Source organism: Klebsiella sp. HMSC09D12 (assembly GCF_001808475.1).
Lineage (GTDB): Bacteria > Pseudomonadota > Gammaproteobacteria > Enterobacterales > Enterobacteriaceae > Klebsiella > Klebsiella oxytoca.
Genome location: NZ_KV793394.1, coordinates 9727 through 27162 on the forward strand (window position 1 = coordinate 9727; position 17436 = coordinate 27162).

8 protein-coding genes are annotated in these 17436 nt (G+C 59.3%); 2 read left to right on the forward strand and 6 right to left on the reverse strand.

Translation table 11 applies throughout. The features are described from left to right. The 3 genes from narH to HMPREF3178_RS03280 all read right to left on the reverse strand — a co-directional run. Nucleotides 1-1012: nitrate reductase subunit beta (gene narH / locus HMPREF3178_RS31535; protein WP_228705118.1), on the reverse strand; the 1012-nt coding region annotated here is incomplete at its 3' end. Continuing rightward, entirely contained in the window at nucleotides 1009-4752 is a 3744-nt protein-coding gene (locus tag HMPREF3178_RS03275) for a nitrate reductase subunit alpha (RefSeq protein ID WP_017145679.1), read from the reverse strand. The genes HMPREF3178_RS03275 and narH, both read right to left, overlap by 4 nt. A gap of 395 nt (nucleotides 4753-5147) precedes the next feature. Further along, nucleotides 5148-6536 (reverse strand): NarK family nitrate/nitrite MFS transporter, encoded by a 1389-nt coding sequence (locus HMPREF3178_RS03280; RefSeq protein ID WP_017145678.1) that lies wholly within the window; start codon nucleotides 6534-6536, stop codon nucleotides 5148-5150. Between the two features lie 311 nt (nucleotides 6537-6847). Between HMPREF3178_RS03280 and narX the strand changes: the two genes are divergently transcribed. Further along, the gene (gene narX, locus HMPREF3178_RS03285; protein WP_017145677.1) at nucleotides 6848-8626 is read left to right on the forward strand and encodes a nitrate/nitrite two-component system sensor histidine kinase NarX; all 1779 of its coding nucleotides are present in this window, start codon (nucleotides 6848-6850) and stop codon (nucleotides 8624-8626) included. A gap of 10 nt (nucleotides 8627-8636) precedes the next feature. Continuing rightward, the gene (gene narL / locus HMPREF3178_RS03290; protein ID WP_004103129.1) at nucleotides 8637-9287 is read left to right on the forward strand and encodes a two-component system response regulator NarL; all 651 of its coding nucleotides are present in this window, start codon (nucleotides 8637-8639) and stop codon (nucleotides 9285-9287) included. On the opposite strand, the gene HMPREF3178_RS03295 is transcribed toward narL, so the two are convergent. The 3 genes from HMPREF3178_RS03295 to nirB all read right to left on the reverse strand — a co-directional run bounded on the left by HMPREF3178_RS03295 (nucleotide 9284) and on the right by nirB (nucleotide 17436). After that, nucleotides 9284-10663 (reverse strand): YchO/YchP family invasin, encoded by a 1380-nt coding sequence (locus tag HMPREF3178_RS03295; RefSeq protein ID WP_004103131.1) that lies wholly within the window; start codon nucleotides 10661-10663, stop codon nucleotides 9284-9286. The genes narL and HMPREF3178_RS03295 overlap by 4 nt on opposite strands. Nucleotides 10664-10765: 102 nt before the next feature. Continuing rightward, nucleotides 10766-13366: a nitrate reductase gene (locus tag HMPREF3178_RS03300; RefSeq protein ID WP_017145675.1), complete on the reverse strand. Its 2601-nt coding sequence runs from the start codon at nucleotides 13364-13366 to the stop codon at nucleotides 10766-10768. After that, a complete protein-coding gene (nirB, locus tag HMPREF3178_RS03305; protein ID WP_075553291.1) occupies nucleotides 13366-17436 on the reverse strand; it encodes a nitrite reductase large subunit NirB in 4071 nt (1356 codons plus the stop codon). Before nirB ends, HMPREF3178_RS03300 begins: the two co-directional genes overlap by 1 nt.

Sequence of the window (17436 nt, forward strand, 5' to 3'; positions counted from 1 at the left end):
GCTTCCAGTCCATCGCCATTTTGTACACCGGCGACTGCTGGGCGGCTTCGATAACCCCCTGCGGCACGCCGTCCTTCAGCGCCTGCTCAATCACTTTCGGGTCGTTCGGGTTGAGGAACACGTCCAGCTGACGCTGATACAGGTCTTTCTCATTCTCCGTGCTGGCGGCATTTTCAATCGCGTCCGCGTCATACAGCAGCACGCCGAGGTAGCGAATACGCCCCACGCAGGTTTCCGAACAGACGGTCGGCATCCCGGATTCGATACGCGGGTAGCAGAAAATGCACTTCTCTGATTTGCCGCTCTTCCAGTTGAAATAGATTTTCTTGTACGGGCAACCGGTGATGCACATGCGCCAGCCGCGGCACTTGTCCTGGTCGATCAGCACGATGCCGTCTTCTTCACGTTTATAGATCGCGCCGCTCGGGCAGGTCGCGACGCACGCCGGGTTCAGACAGTGTTCGCACAGGCGCGGCAGATACATCATAAAGGTGTTTTCGAACTGGCCGTACATCGCCTTCTGCATGTTTTCGAAGTTCTGGTCTTTGGCGCGTTTTTCAAATTCGCCGCCCAGAATCTCTTCCCAGTTCGGACCGCTGGTGATTTTATCCATCCGCTGGCCGGTGATCAGCGAGCGCGGGCGAGCGATCGGCTGATGTTTGCTTTCCGGCGCGTTGTGCAGATTCTGGTAGTCGTAATCAAAGGGCTCGTAGTAGTCGTCGATGCCCGGCAAATGCGGGTTAGCAAAGATTTTACCCAGCAGCATCGCGCGGTTGCCCATGCGCGGCTGCAGCTTGCCGTTGATCTTACGGATCCAGCCGCCTTTCCACTTTTCCTGATTCTCCCAGTCGTTCGGGAAACCAACGCCCGGCTTACTTTCAACGTTGTTGAACCACGCGTACTCCATACCCTCGCGGCTGGTCCAGACGTTTTTACAGGTGACTGAACAGGTATGACAGCCGATGCACTTATCGAGATTCAGCACCATGCCGACTTGTGAACGAATTTTCATTTTACGCTCTCCTGTACCTGGTCGTTACCTTCGCCATCTAACCAGTTAATATTCTTCATCTTACGTACCACCACGAACTCGTCGCGGTTAGACCCTACCGTGCCGTAGTAGTTAAAGCCGTAGGCCAGCTGCGCATAGCCGCCGATCATATGGGTCGGCTTTGGCGTAATACGAGTCACGGAGTTGTGAATCCCCCCGCGCTGTTCGGTGATCTCAGAACCCGGCAGGTTTACGATACGTTCCTGCGCGTGGTACATCATGGTCATCCCGGCCGGTACGCGCTGGCTTACCACCGCGCGGGCGGTCAGCGCGCCGTTGCTGTTAAACACTTCGATCCAGTCGTTATCTTCGATCCCCAGATCTTTGGCGTCCGCTTCGCTCATCCAGACAATCGGCCCGCCGCGCGACAGCGTCAGCATCAGCAGGTTGTCGCTGTAGGTGGAGTGGATCCCCCACTTCTGGTGCGGCGTCAGGAAGTTCAATGCCTTCTCCGGGTTGCCGTTGGATTTCGCGCCCATCACCGTTTTCACCGACCGGGTGTCGATTGGCGGACGATAAACCAGCAGGCTTTCGCCAAAATCACGCATCCACTGGTGATCCTGATACAGCTGCTGGCGGCCGGAAAGCGTGCGCCACGGGATCAGTTCGTGAACGTTGGTGTAGCCGGCGTTATAGGAAACGTGCTCATCTTCGAGTCCGGACCAGGTCGGGCTGGAGATAATTTTGCGCGGCTGGGCCTGAATATCGCGGAAGCGGATTTTTTCCTCTTCTTTATTCGTCGCCAGGTGCGTATGGTCACGACCGGTAAATTCGCTGAGCGCCGCCCAGGCTTTAACCGCCACGTGGCCGTTGGTTTCCGGCGCCAGGGTCAGAATCATCTCTGCCGCATCAATGGCGGTGTTAAGCATCGGCTGGCCTTTCGCCGGGCCGTCCGCTTTGGTGTAGTTGAGCTTGCGCAGCAGATCCATCTCGCTCTGGGTATTCCAGGCGATGCCTTTACCGCCGTTGCCGATTTTCTCCATCAGCGGGCCGATAGAGGTAAAGCGTTCGTATATCGCCGGATAATCGCGCTCGACGGTCAGAATATGCGGCGCGGTTTTCCCTGGAATCAGGTCGCATTCGCCTTTTTTCCAGTCCTTAACGTCCAGCGGCTGCGCCAGTTCGGCGGCGGAGTCGTGCTGGATAGGCAGCGTTACCACGTCGGTTTCCTGACCCAAATGACCCACGCACACTTCGGAGAACTTTTTCGCGATATCTTTGTAGATATCCCAGTCGCTTTTCGATTCCCAGGCCGGGTCGACGGCGGCAGACAGCGGATGAATAAACGGATGCATATCCGAGGTATTCATGTCGTCTTTTTCATACCAGGTAGCGGTCGGCAGCACGATGTCGGAGTAGAGGCAGGTACTCGACAGACGGAAGTCGAGGGTCACCACCAGATCCAGCTTGCCGTCGAGACCGTTATCTTTCCACTCCACTTCTTCCGGCTTCACGCCGCCCTGCTTGCCGAGATCTTTGCCCTGAATACCGTTTTCCGTACCCAGCAGGTACTTCAGCATGTACTCGTGGCCTTTACCCGAGGAGCCCAGCAGGTTGGAACGCCAGATAAACAGGTTGCGCGGATGGTTTTTACCGTTTTCCGGCTGCTCTGCGGCAAAGCGAATGGAACCCTCTTTCAGCGATTTGACGGTGTAATCGACCGGCGTCATGCCCGCTTTTTTTGCCGCATGCGCAATACGCAGCGGGTTGGTGCCCAGCTGCGGCGCCGACGGAAGCCAGCCCATACGCTCGGCGCGCACGTTGAAATCAATCAGGTGGCCGCTGTAGCGGGATTTATCCGCTAACGGCGACAGCAGTTCCTGCGCGGTTACGGTTTCATAGCGCCACTGGCTGGAGTGGTTATAGAAGTACGATGTGCTGTTCATATGGCGCGCCGGACGCTGCCAGTCAAGGGCAAACGCCAGCGGCTGCCAGCCGGTCTGCGGACGCAGTTTTTCCTGGCCGACATAGTGCGCCCAGCCGCCGCCGCTCTGACCAACGCAGCCGCAGAAGATCAGCATATTGATAAGACCGCGATAGTTCATATCGAGGTGGAACCAGTGGTTCAGACCGGCGCCGACGATGATCATCGAACGGCCGTGGGTCTTATCGGCGTTATCGGCAAACTCCCGCGCGGTGCGGATAATATGCGCCCGGGAAACGCCGGTGATTTTCTCCGCCCATGCCGGGGTATACGCTTTGAGGTCATCGTAGCTGCTGGCGCAGTTTTCATCGCCGAGTCCGCGATCCAGGCCATAGTTCGCCATGGTCAGGTCGTAGACGGTGGTGACCAGCACGGTAGAACCGTCGGCCTTCTGCAGGCGTTTTACCGGCAGTTTGTGCAGCAGCACGTTTTCCAGCTCGACTTTATTAAAGTGCTCGGTACCTTCGCCGCCAAAATAGGGGAAGCCAACGTTAGCGATATCGTCGTGGCCGCCCAGCAGGCTCAGGCGTAGCTCGACATCTTCGCCGGTTTTACCGTCGCGCTGTTCAAGATTCCATTTACCTTTGTCGCCCCAGCGGAAACCGATAGAACCGTTCGGTACGGTGATTTCGCCCTTCTCATCAAAGGCGACGGTTTTCCATTCCGGATTTGTTTCCTGACCTAACGCATCCACCAGATCAGCTGCGCGCAGCATGCGGCCTGCGGCGTAATAGCCATCGCGCTCTTCGAGCATCACCAGCATCGGCATGTCGGTGTAGCGGCGCACGTAATCGGTAAAGTACTGGCTTGGTTTGTCGAGGTGGAACTCGCGCAGCATGACGTGACCCATCGCCAGCGCCATCGCCGCATCGGTACCCTGCTTCGGCGCCAGCCACAGATCGCAAAGCTTGGCGATTTCGGCGTAGTCAGGGGTGATAGCAACGGTTTTAGTGCCCTTATAGCGAACTTCGGTGAAGAAGTGGGCATCCGGGGTACGGGTCTGCGGTACGTTGGATCCCCAGGCAATGATATAGCTGGAGTTGTACCAGTCGGCAGATTCCGGTACGTCGGTCTGCTCGCCCCAGGTCTGCGGTGATGCAGGCGGCAGGTCGCAGTACCAGTCGTAAAAGCTCAGGCAGGTCCCGCCGATCAGCGACAGATAGCGCGCGCCGGAGGCATAGGAGACCATCGACATCGCCGGGATGGGCGAGAAGCCGGCTACGCGGTCCGGGCCGTAGGTTTTGACGGTATAGACGTTAGAGGCGGCAATCAGCTCGTTCACTTCCTGCCAGGACGAACGCACGAAACCGCCGCGGCCGCGCGCCTGCTTAAAGCTTTTCGCTTTGTCGGCATCTTCAATAATCGAGGCCCATGCGTCAACCGGATCGCTGTGCTGTACTTTCGCTTCACGCCACATTTTCATCAGGCGTTTGCGCATCAGCGGGTACTTCAGGCGATTAGCGCTGTAAAGATACCAGGAGTAGCTGGCGCCGCGCGGGCAGCCGCGAGGCTCGTGGTTTGGCATATCCGGACGGGTGCGCGGATAGTCGGTCTGCTGGGTTTCCCAGGTGACAAGACCATTTTTGACATAAATCTTCCAGCTGCATGAGCCGGTGCAGTTGACACCGTGGGTGGAGCGCACAATTTTGTCATGCTGCCAACGTTGACGGTATCCATCCTCCCAGTCCCGGTTGGTTTTTAGAAGCTGGCCGTGCCCATCGGCAAAGGTTTCACCCTTCTGTTTGAAGTAGCGAAACCGGTCCAGGAATTTACTCATCGGGTTTCTCCTGTGTGGAGCCTGACGGCTCTCTGATAAATCGACATTGCTGGATTTGCAGCGAAGGTAACGCTATGAAAGAGGGAGAGAATTGATAACGATCAAGACGATAGGGCTTATAAAAGCCGCTCCGGAAGCCTGATACCACCAAAGTAGTATTTATTTCTATTTTATATCTATATGATTTACATATAAATTCATCTAAAAAACCTGCAAAGGCCAGGGTTTTGCCATTCGCCATGGTATTAAGGGGTAGATGCTTATGCCGCTATTTTATTTGTGACTCCGGACTGCTTTTAAAATAACCCTCAACGATTAGCATGTTGTAACTAAATAATAAATAAAAAAAGGGCGCAACGATATTTGCGCCCTTTGCAGAAACTCACCAGAAAATATTATTTCTGCTTGCGTCCGTAGATTGCCCAGGTAATCACCACGCAGGCGATATAGAACACCAGGAATACCTTCATTGCTCCGGCCGGCGAGCCGGTCAAATCCAGCGAGATACCAAACGCTTTTGGAATAAAGAAGCCGCCAATGGCGCCAATCGCTGAAATAAAGCCCAGCGCCGCCGCCGTATCGGTCGCCGCTTCACGCATGGCCTGCGCTTCGCTGCCGCCCTGCGCCTTGACGCGATCCATCGTCATTTTACGGAAGATAACCGAAATCATCTGGAAAGTAGACGCGCTCCCCAGACCGGCAGTCAGGAACAGCACCATAAATACCGCGAAGAAGGCAATAAAGTTACCGCCCTCGCCGTGGGTCGGCAGCGTCAGGAACAACAGGCCGCAGAAGATAGCCATGACCACAAAGTTCACCAGCGTCACGCGAGTCCCGCCGAGTCGGTCGGAGATCGCCCCGCCGGTCGAGCGCGCCAGTGCGCCGATAAACGGCCCGAAGAACGCATAGTGCAGAATCTGCACATCCGGGAACTGGGTCTTGGACAGCATGGCGAAGCCCGCCGAGAAGCCGATAAACGAGCCGAAGGTGGCAAGATAGAGCAGCGCCATAATCCACAGATGCGCGCGCTTCAGTACCGGCAGCTGCTCGCTCAGCGACGCCTTCGATGCCGACAGGTCGTTCATGAAGAACCACGCCGCCAGGGTAAAGATAATCAGGAACGGCACCCAGATCCACGCGGCGTTTTCCAGATATAGCATGGAACCATCCGGCTGTTCGCTGCCGGTACCGCCAAAGACGGCGAAAATAGACAGGGATACCACCAGAGGAGCAACCAGCTGCATCACGCTGACGCCCATATTACCGAGGCCGCCGTTGATACCCAGCGCGCCGCCCTGCTTCTGTTTCGGGAAGAAGAAGCTGATGTTAGCCATACTGGAAGCAAAGTTCGCCCCCGCAAAGCCGCACAGCAGAGAGATGATCACGAAAACGCTGAAAGGCGTAGAGGTATCCTGCACCGCGAAGCCTAACCATACGCAGGGTACGATCATGATCCCGGTACTGAACGCAGTCCAGCGACGACCGCCGAACAACGGCACCATAAACGCGTAAGGCACGCGCAGCAGCGCGCCGGACAGCGCCGGGAGCGCGGTCAGCATAAACAACTGGTCGGTAGTAAACTGAAAGCCGACTTTATTGAGGTTGACGGCAACGGCGCTGAACAACATCCAGACGCAGAATGCCAGTAAAAGACACGGAACGGAGATCCACAGATTGCGGCTGGCGATGCGATGACCGCGCTGCTGCCAGAATTCAGGATCTTCAGGACGCCAGTCGCTAATGACTGAGCTGTTAGTCTTCTCCGGGATTGAAGAGTGACTCATAGACACCTCTGATGATTCATATTAACCCTGGCTACCTTATGGGTTACAGGCGGCGGTAAGTTGATATAAATCAAAGGAAAAGTTGGCGCTAATTTGGCTAAAAAAAATTCATCACCCGAAGTGAGTAGCTATTTCTGCGCAAAAAAGTGTGGTTTTTCACGCCAGTGCCGGGATTACCTCAACGCCTGCCACCAGCCCATCGTAGGCTGACAATTAAGGGGTAATCCTTTGGGGGTATGGGTATACTCCAGGGGATGTCCGAGAATAAGCGCCACTCCCGGATAATTTGCCGGTCAGGAGCCCCATATCCCATGTTGAAACGACTTTTTACGCCGCTGACGCTGGTTAATCAACTCGCGCTGATCGTTCTGTTGGCCACGATCATCGGCGTCGCCGGAATGGCGATCTCTTCCCGCCTGGTGCATGGCGTTCAGGGCAGCGCGCATGCCATCAATAAAGCCGGTTCGCTGCGCATGCAGAGCTATCGCCTGCTGGCGGCGATACCGCTCACCGACAGCGATCAAAAGCTGCTGGATGAAATGACGGCAACCGTCTTTAGCCCGGAACTGCAGTACGCCGCTCGCCATGACGATCAGCAGCGGCAGCTCCAGGCGCTGCAGCACTACTGGCAGCTGGAGCTGGCGCCGGGAATGCGCAAAGCGCAAAATCAGGCCTCGGTCGCGACGGATGTCGCCGGCTTTGTCGACCGCATTGACCAGTTGGTTACCGCTTTCGATCACACCACCGAGGAGCGGATTAAACACGTTGTCTGGATCCAGCGCATCATGGCCGTGGGGATGGCGCTGCTGCTGGTATTTACCATCGTCTGGCTGCGCGCCCGCCTGTTACGTCCGTGGAAACAGCTGCTCGGTATGGCCCGAGCGGTGAGCCGACGTGATTTCACCCAGCGGGCGCAGATTAGCGGGCGCAACGAGATGGCGACGCTCGGCATGGCGCTGAACAACATGTCCAAGGAGCTGGCGGAGAGCTATTCGGTGCTTGAACGCCGGGTGCAGGAAAAAACCGCCGGCCTGGAGCAAAAAAACGAGATCCTCGCCTTTCTGTGGCAGGCCAACCGCCGCCTGCACTCTAACGCGCCGCTCTGTGAACGCATTTCGCCCGTTCTTAACGGTTTACAGGGGCTGACCCTGCTGCGCGATATTGAAGTTCGCGTCTACGACCTTGAAGACGAAGACAACCATCAGGAGTTTTCCTGCCACTCCGATATTCAGTGCGACGACAGGGGCTGTTATCTCTGTCCCCGCGACCTGCCGCCGCTGCCTGATACCGGCACCACTTTAAAATGGCGGCTGTCGGATGCCCATAATCAGTACGGTATTTTACTGGCCACCCTGCCCGCCGGGCGTCATCTGAGCCACGATCAGCAGCAGCTGGTTGACACGCTGGTGGAACAACTTACCGGCACCCTCGCTCTCGATCGTCATCAGGAGCGCCAGCAGCAGCTAATCGTCATGGAGGAGCGCGCCACTATCGCCCGTGAGCTCCACGACTCCATCGCCCAGTCGCTCTCCTGTATGAAAATGCAGGTTAGCTGCCTGCAAATGCAGGGCGATGACCTGCCGGAAGCGAGCCGCCAGCTGCTGGGGCAAATCCGTAATGAACTGAATACCTCCTGGGCTCAGCTGCGCGAACTGCTGACGACCTTCCGGCTACAGCTCACCGAGCCGGGACTACGTCCGGCGCTGGAGGCCAGCTGCCAGGAATACAGCGCCCACTTCGGTTTTACGGTACGCCTGGACTATCAGCTGCCGCCGCGTTTTGTGCCGTCGCATCAGGCCATCCATCTGCTGCAAATCGCCCGGGAAGCGCTCAGCAACGCGCTGAAGCACGCCAATGCCACCGATGTCAGCGTTACCGTGGCGTTGCGGGACAATCAGGTCCGTCTGACGGTGGCCGATAACGGTCGCGGCGTACCGGACCATGCGGAGCGCAGCAACCACTACGGCCTGATTATTATGCGCGATCGCGCTCAGAGCCTGCGCGGGGACTGCCAGGTTCGGCGCCGGGAAACCGGCGGTACCGAAGTGGTGGTCACTTTTATCCCTGAAAAATCGTTTTCAATCCAATAAGGAGAACTCCATGAGTCAACAGGAACGGGCAACCATCCTTCTCATCGACGATCACCCGATGCTGCGCACCGGCGTCAAACAGCTGATCAGCATGGCCCCGGATATCCAGGTTATCGGCGAAGCCAGCAACGGCGAGCAAGGTATTGCGATGGCGGAATCATTGGATCCTGATTTGATTCTGCTGGATCTCAATATGCCGGGCATGAACGGTCTGGAAACCCTCGACAAGCTGCGCGAGAAGTCGCTGTCCGGCCGCGTGGTGGTGTTTAGCGTCTCCAATCATGAAGAAGACGTGGTGACCGCGCTGAAACGCGGCGCCGACGGCTATCTGCTGAAGGATATGGAGCCGGAAGATTTGCTGAAAGCGCTACAGCAGGCGGCGGCAGGCGAAATGGTGCTCAGCGAAGCGTTAACCCCGGTGCTGGCTGCCAGCCTGCGCGCTAATCGCGCTACCTCAGACCGCGACATCAGTCAGCTAACCCCGCGCGAGCGCGATATTCTCAAGCTGATTGCCCAGGGCCTGCCGAACAAAATGATCGCCCGCCGTCTGGATATCACCGAAAGTACCGTTAAAGTGCACGTCAAACATATGTTGAAGAAAATGAAGCTGAAATCGCGCGTGGAAGCGGCGGTTTGGGTCCATCAGGAGCGCGTATTCTAGGGCAGATGCTGCCACGAAACGCCATCGGCCGGTACGCGTACCAACGGCTCAGTCAGCGCCAGTGCGATCTCATTGGATGAGACGCGCTGACCCGTTTTATCCTCCACCACCAGCGAAAGATGCCAGCGGTTGCTTGCCCCGGCTTCGCTGTTCCAGCGCGGCATAATCACGGTCCAGCCGTCCGTACTGTTGGCCTCTATCGGCGAGGTCAGGCTCAGCGCCTGGGTATCGCCCTGCCAGCTTAGCGACTTAATTCCGTGCAGGCTACGAATCTGTAGTTTCAGCTGCACCGTCTCCCCGGGCTGAAGATCCCAGGGCGGCGTCGCCAGATAAACCGACAGCGTTTTGCGCTGGCGATATTCAACCACCGGCAGATTATCGCGTTCCGGGCTATCGTAGCGGCTGCCGCGAAGCGATCGGCTAACGGCGACTTCATCGGCCGCCAGCTGCTGTTTCAGAGGAACGCCAAAACGATAGTTCAGCTTTAACCCAATATCGTTTTGGCTGACGCCGCTCTCGCCCTGCTTATGTTTGGCGGTCACCGTGACCAGCGGAACGGGGGTGTAATTCAGCCCCACCGACACCGCGACCGGATTGTGATAGCCGGTGCCCGAATGGAACAGGTCAACGCTATCGCCGAAGTACTGCTCCACGCTCACGCTGGTATTAATGTGCTGATAAAACGGCAGCCGCGCCTGAGCGGTCACATCGTAGCCGCTCGCCATACGCTGCTGCTGAGTCAGGCTACTCCCCTGCTGCCAGCCGCCGAGCGGCTGGTAGTAGTTAGCCGACAGGCGCAGCGATTCACCCCAGGCTTCGGCCCCGACGCTGCCGCGCGCCATGCGCTCATCGAGCACTTTATCGTAGAAGGAGTTGTAGCCCAGCAGCCAGGAGCCCATCCGCCAGCGCTGGCCGAGGCCGACGTTGCCGACCAGACCGTTATCCCGCTGGGTGACCGAGTACTGGTTCCAGGTGAGATAGTCGCCGTTATCCTGAAGAGGAACAAACCAGCTCCCCTTGCTGCCGGTAAAATTGCCCTCTTTATCGACCAGCAAATCGACGTTGGCGTTGCCCCACGGCGAAAGCCAGCTTTCCAACTGGTGGCTGACTTCGTTGCCCAGCCGGCTCATAGCAAATACACGCGCCTGTTCGCCGGTTGTCAGCCCATTATCGCTCATGCTGGCTTCGCCAAATTTTTTCGCCATCTCGGCAAAATGTTTTGCGTCGTCATCGACCTGCGGCGCCAGGCCAAGGTCGGGTAAGCTTTCAGGGCCTCTGGAAAAGGCCTGAGTATCCTGCAGCGCGCGGGCGGGAGCGCCTGTCAGCAGCAGGAGAAGCGGTAAATAAGGGGTTATACGGAACGACAAGGAGCTCAAATCGGTTACGTCTACTCATAAAGTGATGGCGGCAAAAGTTAAGTTTATCGTTTTTTACCCGCCCTGGCAGCCTCCCGCACGATTCCAGGAATATACCGAATATCAGGCCTGCGCCAGCTTCGCCGCCAGCAGCGCCTTAAGTTCCGGGATACAAGAGCCGCAGTTGGTGCCGCATTTGAGCTTTGCTCCCAGTGCGGCGGGCGTACGGCAGCCAGTGGCAATCGCTTCGTCTATCGCCGGTTCGCCCACGCTAAAGCAGCTACAGATAATGCGTCCGCGCGGTACCTCATCGCTACCCTTTCTGCCGCTCAATAATGCGTGACGCTGGGTAGCATTCGGCGGAGGGCTGCGAAACGCGGCGCTAATCCACTCGGCATCCACACGCGGTTCGTTGACATCGCTCCACCAGCCGAGCATCAGCTCTTCCCCCTGCCACGCCAGCAGGTTCCAGATGCTACCGCCTTTGGCTGTCTGTAGTTGCCACCCTTTTCGCTGGCACCACTCAATAAGCCACTCGCGGGAGGCGATATCCCCCGCCAGCGAAAGATGAATGATTCCCTGCGCTGCCCGCCGCCGCCAGTGTAGTGAAGCGGGTAGCGGCACCGACAAGCGAGAAAAAAGCTCGCCTTTCCACGCTGGTAGCCAGGCAGCTATCGCCACTGCCGCCTGTTTACTTTCCGGCTGCCCGGAGTGCGGGTCAGTGACTGCAGACAGCAGGTTATTCACCCGTCCCTGGCGAGCAAACTGATCATTCCAGTGCATCGGCACAAACAGCGACCCGGGACGCTGGCCATTGCTGACAATCACTTTTGCTACCATCACCCCATTCGGTGAGCGCACCCGCGCCAGTTCGCCTTCCAGCAGCTGATAGCGCGTCGCGTCCGCTGGCGCGACTTCCACCACCGGCTCGTTAATATGCTGCATCAGACGCGGCACCGCGCCGGTGCGGGTCATGGTGTGCCACTGATCGCGGATCCGCCCGCTGTTGAGGATCAGTGGATAGAACGCATCGGTGGTCGCCCGGGTAGGTTGCGGCGCGACCGGCACCATCCGCAGTTTACCGTCGCGATGCCAGCCCTTATGCACACTCCAGGCTGCTTCACTGCGGCTCACCGGCCAGCGCACCGGTTCCAGCGCCTCCCACGCTTCGCGGCTGAGATCCGCCAGTCCGCCGATATCAAATGCCCGCTGGCCATCATTTTCATATCCTGAAAGCGCGGCGTGTTCGCTGAACACCTCGTGCGGGTGCTGCCAGGCAAAAGCGGAGCCGAAGCCCAGCGCCTGGGCCACGCGGGCGACGATCCACCAGTCGGCTCTGGCCTCCCCCGGTGGCGCCATGAAAGCGCGCTGGCGTGAGATCCTTCGTTCGGAGTTGGTTACCGTGCCGCTCTTCTCTCCCCACGCCAGCGCGGGAAAGCGGATATGGGCAAAGCGTCCGGTATCGGTAGCGGCGGCGATGTCGGACACGATGACCAGCGGACAGGCCGCCAGCGCTTTGCTTACCGCATGGCTGTCCGGCAGCGACACTACCGGGTTGGTGCCCATAATCCACACCGCTTTCACCTCGCCGCGGCCAATGGCGGCGAACAGATCCACCGCCGCCAGCCCCGGCGTTTGCGCCAGACGTTCGGTCCCCCAGAAGCGCGCCAGACGCCGTAAATCGTCGGTTTCAAAGTTCATATGCGACGCGAGCATGGTCGCCAGTCCGCCCACCTCGCGCCCGCCCATGGCGTTAGGTTGTCCGGTCAGCGAAAAAGGCCCGCAGCCCGGACGCCCATATTTACCGCTCGCCAGGTGAACGTTAATGATAGCGTTACATTTATCGCTGCCGCTGGCGGACTGGTTAATCCCCATGGTATAGAGCGTGATGGCGCGGGGAGCGGCGATAAACTCGCTGTAGAAATCGGCGATCTGCTGTCGCGGCAGGCCGCAGAACTGCGCGACGTGGTTGATATCCCAGTCCTGCGCGATGGCCAGCGCCTGCGGCGCATCGCTAAAATCGCCGCAGATGTCGTCGCGGGCGGCAATGGCGTTCAACAGGCCGACAAACAGTCCGCCGTCGCTGCCGGGAGCCAGCGCCAGATGCATGTCCGCAATATCGCAGGTGGCGGTCCGACGCGGATCAATGACCACCACCCGCATCTGCGGATTGTCGCGCTTCGCCTGCGCCAGCCGCTGATAGAGTACCGGATGCGCCCAGGCGGCGTTCGACCCGACCAGCACCACCAGATCGCTGTTTTCCACGTCCTCATAGCTGCACGGCACCACATCAGCGCCCAGCGCCCGTTTGTAGCCGGTGACCGCTGAAGACATGCACAGCCGCGAATTAGTATCGATATTTGCCGCGCCGATAAACCCCTTCATCAGCTTATTGGCCACGTAGTAATCCTCGGTCAGCAGCTGGCCGGAGGCATAAAACGCCACCGCTTGCGGCCCGTGCTCGTCGATAATCTCCCGCAGACGCGAACCCGCCGCTGCCAGCGCCTGGGCCCAGGTCGCGCGACCGCCATCGACTTCCGGGAAGAGCAATCTTCCCGTCAGCCCGACGGTTTCGCCCAGCGCCGCCCCCTTCACGCACAAGCGGCCAAAGTTTGCCGGATGTTGTTCATCCCCGCGTACGGTAACCTGGCCGTCGGCATTCAGGCTGGCGATAATGCCGCAGCCGACCCCGCAATAGGGGCAAGTGGTCCTGGTTTCATTCATCACGAGGCCTCCGCGCGCGCCAGCAGCTGCTGGTTGCCAACCCATACTTTACCGTTCTCCACTTTTACCGGCCATGCGCGTACCGCCAGTTCGCCGTCGTCGCACTGGCGGCCATCGCGCAGGCGAATACGCTGCTTATACAGAGGTGAAATCACGATCGGTTCACCGCCCGCATCGCCCAGCAGGCCGCGCGAAAGAACGTTGGCCTCGCTGCCCGGTTCAAGATTATCGAGGGCATATACCTGATCGCCAAAGCGGAACAGCGCAATCTGCCGCTCGCCGAGCCGCGCGCCAATCCCCGCCTGCTGCGGGATGGCGTCGAGATCGCAAATGGCCTGCCACGGGCGGGACGGCAGCGCCGGTTCGGCCTGCGCCGCGAACGGGGCCAGCTGCGGCTGGCCGCGCAGGGTTTGCCGCTGCACCGCTTCGTCCGGCTCATCGCTGTTCACGTAGGAGCGGAACAGCGCCAGCCGCTGCGGATCGTTAAGGGTGGTTTGCCATTCGCACTGGTAGCTCTCGACCACCCGCGCCATCTCCTGCTCCAGCTCTTCGCCGATGCCAAGGCTGTCTTCGAGGATAACCGCGCGCAGATAGTCGACGCCTCCCTCAAGATTATCCATCCAGGTACTGGTACGCTGCAGACGGTCGGCGGTACGAATATAGAACATCAGCAGCCGGTCGATACTGCGGATAAGGGTGGCTTCATCCAGATCGCTGGCGAACAGGTCGGCATGGCGCGGCTTCATACCGCCGTTGCCGCAAACGTACAGATTCCAGCCCTTCTCCGTAGCGATGACGCCAATATCCTTGCTCTGGGCCTCCGCGCATTCGCGGGTACAGCCGGAGACCGCCATTTTAATTTTGTGCGGCGCGCGCAGCCCCTTATAGCGATGTTCGAGGGTTACCGCCAGGCCGGTGGAATCCTGGACGCCATAGCGGCACCAGGTTGAACCCACGCAGGATTTCACCGTCCGCAGGGATTTGCCGTAGGCGTGGCCGGTTTCAAATCCCGCCTCGGCCAGCTCGCGCCAGATTGCCGGGAGCTGCTCCAGGCGCGCGCCGAACAGATCGATACGCTGGCCGCCGGTCACTTTACTGTACAGCTGATAGCGTTTGGCGATCTGGCCGATCGCAATCAGCCCGTCCGGCGTCACCTCTCCCGCCGCCATACGCGGCACCACCGAATAGGTGCCATCTTTCTGAATATTGGCGAAGTAGCGGTCGTTAGTGTCCTGAAGAGGCAAATGCGCCGGCTTCAGCAGATATTCATTCCAGCAGGAGGCCAGCACCGAGGCCGCCAGAGGTTTACAGATCTCACAGCCGTGACCACGTCCATAGCGGGCAATCAGCTGTTCGAAGGTGCGAATATGGTTGACGCGTACCAGGTGATAGATCTCCTGCCGCGACCACGCAAAATGCTCGCAGATATCCTTTTTGACTTCAACGCCCTGCTCGGCAAGCTGATACTCCATCACCTGTTTTACCAGCGCGCTACAGCCGCCGCAGCCGGTCGCCGCTTTGGTGCAGCTTTTTATCGCCGCCATATCGCCCGCGCCGCCGTTCACCGCCTGGCAGATATCGCCTTTGCTGACGTTGTGACAGGAGCAAATCTGCGCGCTGTCCGGCAACGCCGCCACGCCGAGCGCTTTTGGCGCGCTGCCCTCCAGCGCCGGAAGGATCAGGCTTTCCGGGTGATTAGGTAAAGCCATACCGTTAAGCATCATCTGTAGCAGCGTGGCATAGTCGCTGGCATCCCCGACCAGCACCCCGCCGAGCAGTTTGTTGCCCTCCGCGCTGACTACAATTTTTTTGTAGATCTGCTGCGGCCCATCGGTCCACTGATAGCTCTGACAGCCCGGGGTGCGCCCCTGGGCGTCGCCGAACGAGGCGACATCAACGCCCAGCAGCTTCAGCTTAGTGCTCATATCCGCGCCGCTAAAGCAGCCTTCCTCGCCCGCCAGGGTAGCCGCTGCGGCGCGCGCCATCTGATAGCCAGGCGCCACCAGACCATAAATTTTGTTCTCCCACAGGGCACATTCGCCGATTGCCAGCACGTCCGGGTCGGAGGTACGACACTGGTTGTCGATACAAATCCCGCCGCGTTCGCCCACTTCCAGCCCGCCGCTGCGCGCCAGCCCGTCCTGCGGGCGAATACCGGCGGAGAACACCAGCATATCGGCCGCCAGCGAGCTACCGTCGGCAAAGTTCAGCTGTAGCCCCTGTTCGTTGCGAACAATCTCCGTCGTCGCCTTGCTGGTATGCACCCCGACGCCCAGTTGACTGATTTTTTCTCGCAGCATTGCCGCGCCGCCGTTGTCCAGCTGCACCGCCATCAGGTTCGGCGCAAACTCGACAACGTGAGTTTCCAGCCCCAACTGCTTCAGCGCGTTGGCCGCTTCCAGCCCGAGCAGCCCGCCGCCGATAACCACACCCCGTCGGGCGGTTGCGGCGCGGGCGGCAATCTGGTCGAGGTCGTCAAGCGTACGATAAACAAAACAGCCCTCGAGATGATGACCCGGCACCGGCGGAACAAACGGGTAAGACCCCGTCGCCAGCACCAGCTTATCCCAGTGGGTTTCGTGGCCGAAGGCATCGCGCACCACCCGCGCTTCGCGGTCGATGCTGGCGACCGATTCGCTCAGGCGCAGCTCAATACCGTGCTGAGCGAAAAAATCGCCCTCAACCAGCGACAGCGATTCTGCGCTGCGTCCGGTGAAATACTCAGTCAGATGAACCCGGTCGTAGGCGGCATAGCGTTCCTCGCAGAACACCACAATCCGATACCGTTGATGAAGGCGACGGTCGACGCATTGCTCAAGAAAATGGTGGCCGACCATACCGTGTCCGACCAGCACCAAAACAGGTTTTGTCATCATAATTTTTCCCGCAGCGCGCGGCTGCATCGTTGAAGAGGGATCGAAGAGCCACTCTGCCGGCGCCGGGGCATCCGCCCCCAGCAGAGCGGTGAGGGGCGCAGCGCTGCTGCAATCGCCCAGCAGCAGTACGCCGCGCAGCTTACCGTCGCGCAGCAGCAGGCGCCGGTAGTGGCGGACCAGCGGGTCCCAGCTGATACAGCTTTCATCCTGTTCTGCGGCCCGCAGCTCGCCCGCGCTGAACAACTCGATACCGCTGACCTTCAGACGAGTGCCGCTATCCTGCCAGCAAAAATCTTCGCCTGGGGTAGCGCACAGGCGGGCAGCCAGCACCTCCGCCTGGCGCAGGCATGGCGCCACCAGCCCCCAGGTCCGACCGTCGATTTCACAGCACTCCCCGATGGCGCTGACGCCCGGCTGCACGGTTGCCAGCTGGCGGTCAACGAGGATTCCGCGGGCGCAGGCCAGCCCGCTGCGCTCGGCCAGCCGTTTGTTCGGCTGCACGCCGGTCGCCAGCACCACCCGCGAGGCGGCAAACGCGCGGCCGTCCTCCAGCCGCACCTGATGTGCATCAATAGCGGCGATACGGCTCTCCATCACGCAGCGAATCCCGCGATCGGCAAGCAGCATTTGCAGCTGCTCGCCGGCAAAAGCATCGATTTGCTGCTCCATCAGCCCGCTTCCGCGATGAAGTAAAGTGACACTGTCACCATAACGCCGCAGCGCCGCGGCGGCCTCTACGCCGAGTACGCCCCCGCCGATAACCACCGCCGGGCCGTCGATGGCCAGGATGCCCTCGACGTCCGCCAGAGTGCGGAAAGCAAAAACGTGCGGCTGCGTAATGCCCGGTAACGGCGGCACAAACGGTAGCGAGCCTGTGGCGAACACCAGTTCATCCCAGCTAACTACCCCTGCGGTGGTTTGCAGCGTACGGGCATGAATATCCACCGCCGTAACCGTCTCGCCGGCGCGTACCTTAACGTTATGCCGTTGATACCACGTCTCGGGCAGCAGTCTCGTCTCGCCTGCTGTTTTCTCTGCGCCCAGCACAGGCGACAGCTGAATGCGGTTATAGGCCTGGCCGGGTTCATCGCCGATAATGGTGATGCTAAACCGCTGCGCATCCCGTTCTACCAATGCCTGCGCCAGGCGCGTGGCCGCCATACCGTTACCAATAATCACCAGTTGCCGCGTCAT

Coding starts and splice junctions, on each gene's coding strand:
- narX (WP_017145677.1), top strand. CDS start 6,848: ATGTTGAAACGACTTTTTACGCCGCTGACGCTGGTTAATCAACTCGCG.
- HMPREF3178_RS03280 (WP_017145678.1), bottom strand. CDS start 6,536: ATGAGTCACTCTTCAATCCCGGAGAAGACTAACAGCTCAGTCATTAGC.
- narL (WP_004103129.1), top strand. CDS start 8,637: ATGAGTCAACAGGAACGGGCAACCATCCTTCTCATCGACGATCACCCG.
- HMPREF3178_RS03275 (WP_017145679.1), bottom strand. CDS start 4,752: ATGAGTAAATTCCTGGACCGGTTTCGCTACTTCAAACAGAAGGGTGAA.
- HMPREF3178_RS03300 (WP_017145675.1), bottom strand. CDS start 13,366: ATGAATGAAACCAGGACCACTTGCCCCTATTGCGGGGTCGGCTGCGGC.
- nirB (WP_075553291.1), bottom strand. CDS start 17,436: ATGACGCGGCAACTGGTGATTATTGGTAACGGTATGGCGGCCACGCGC.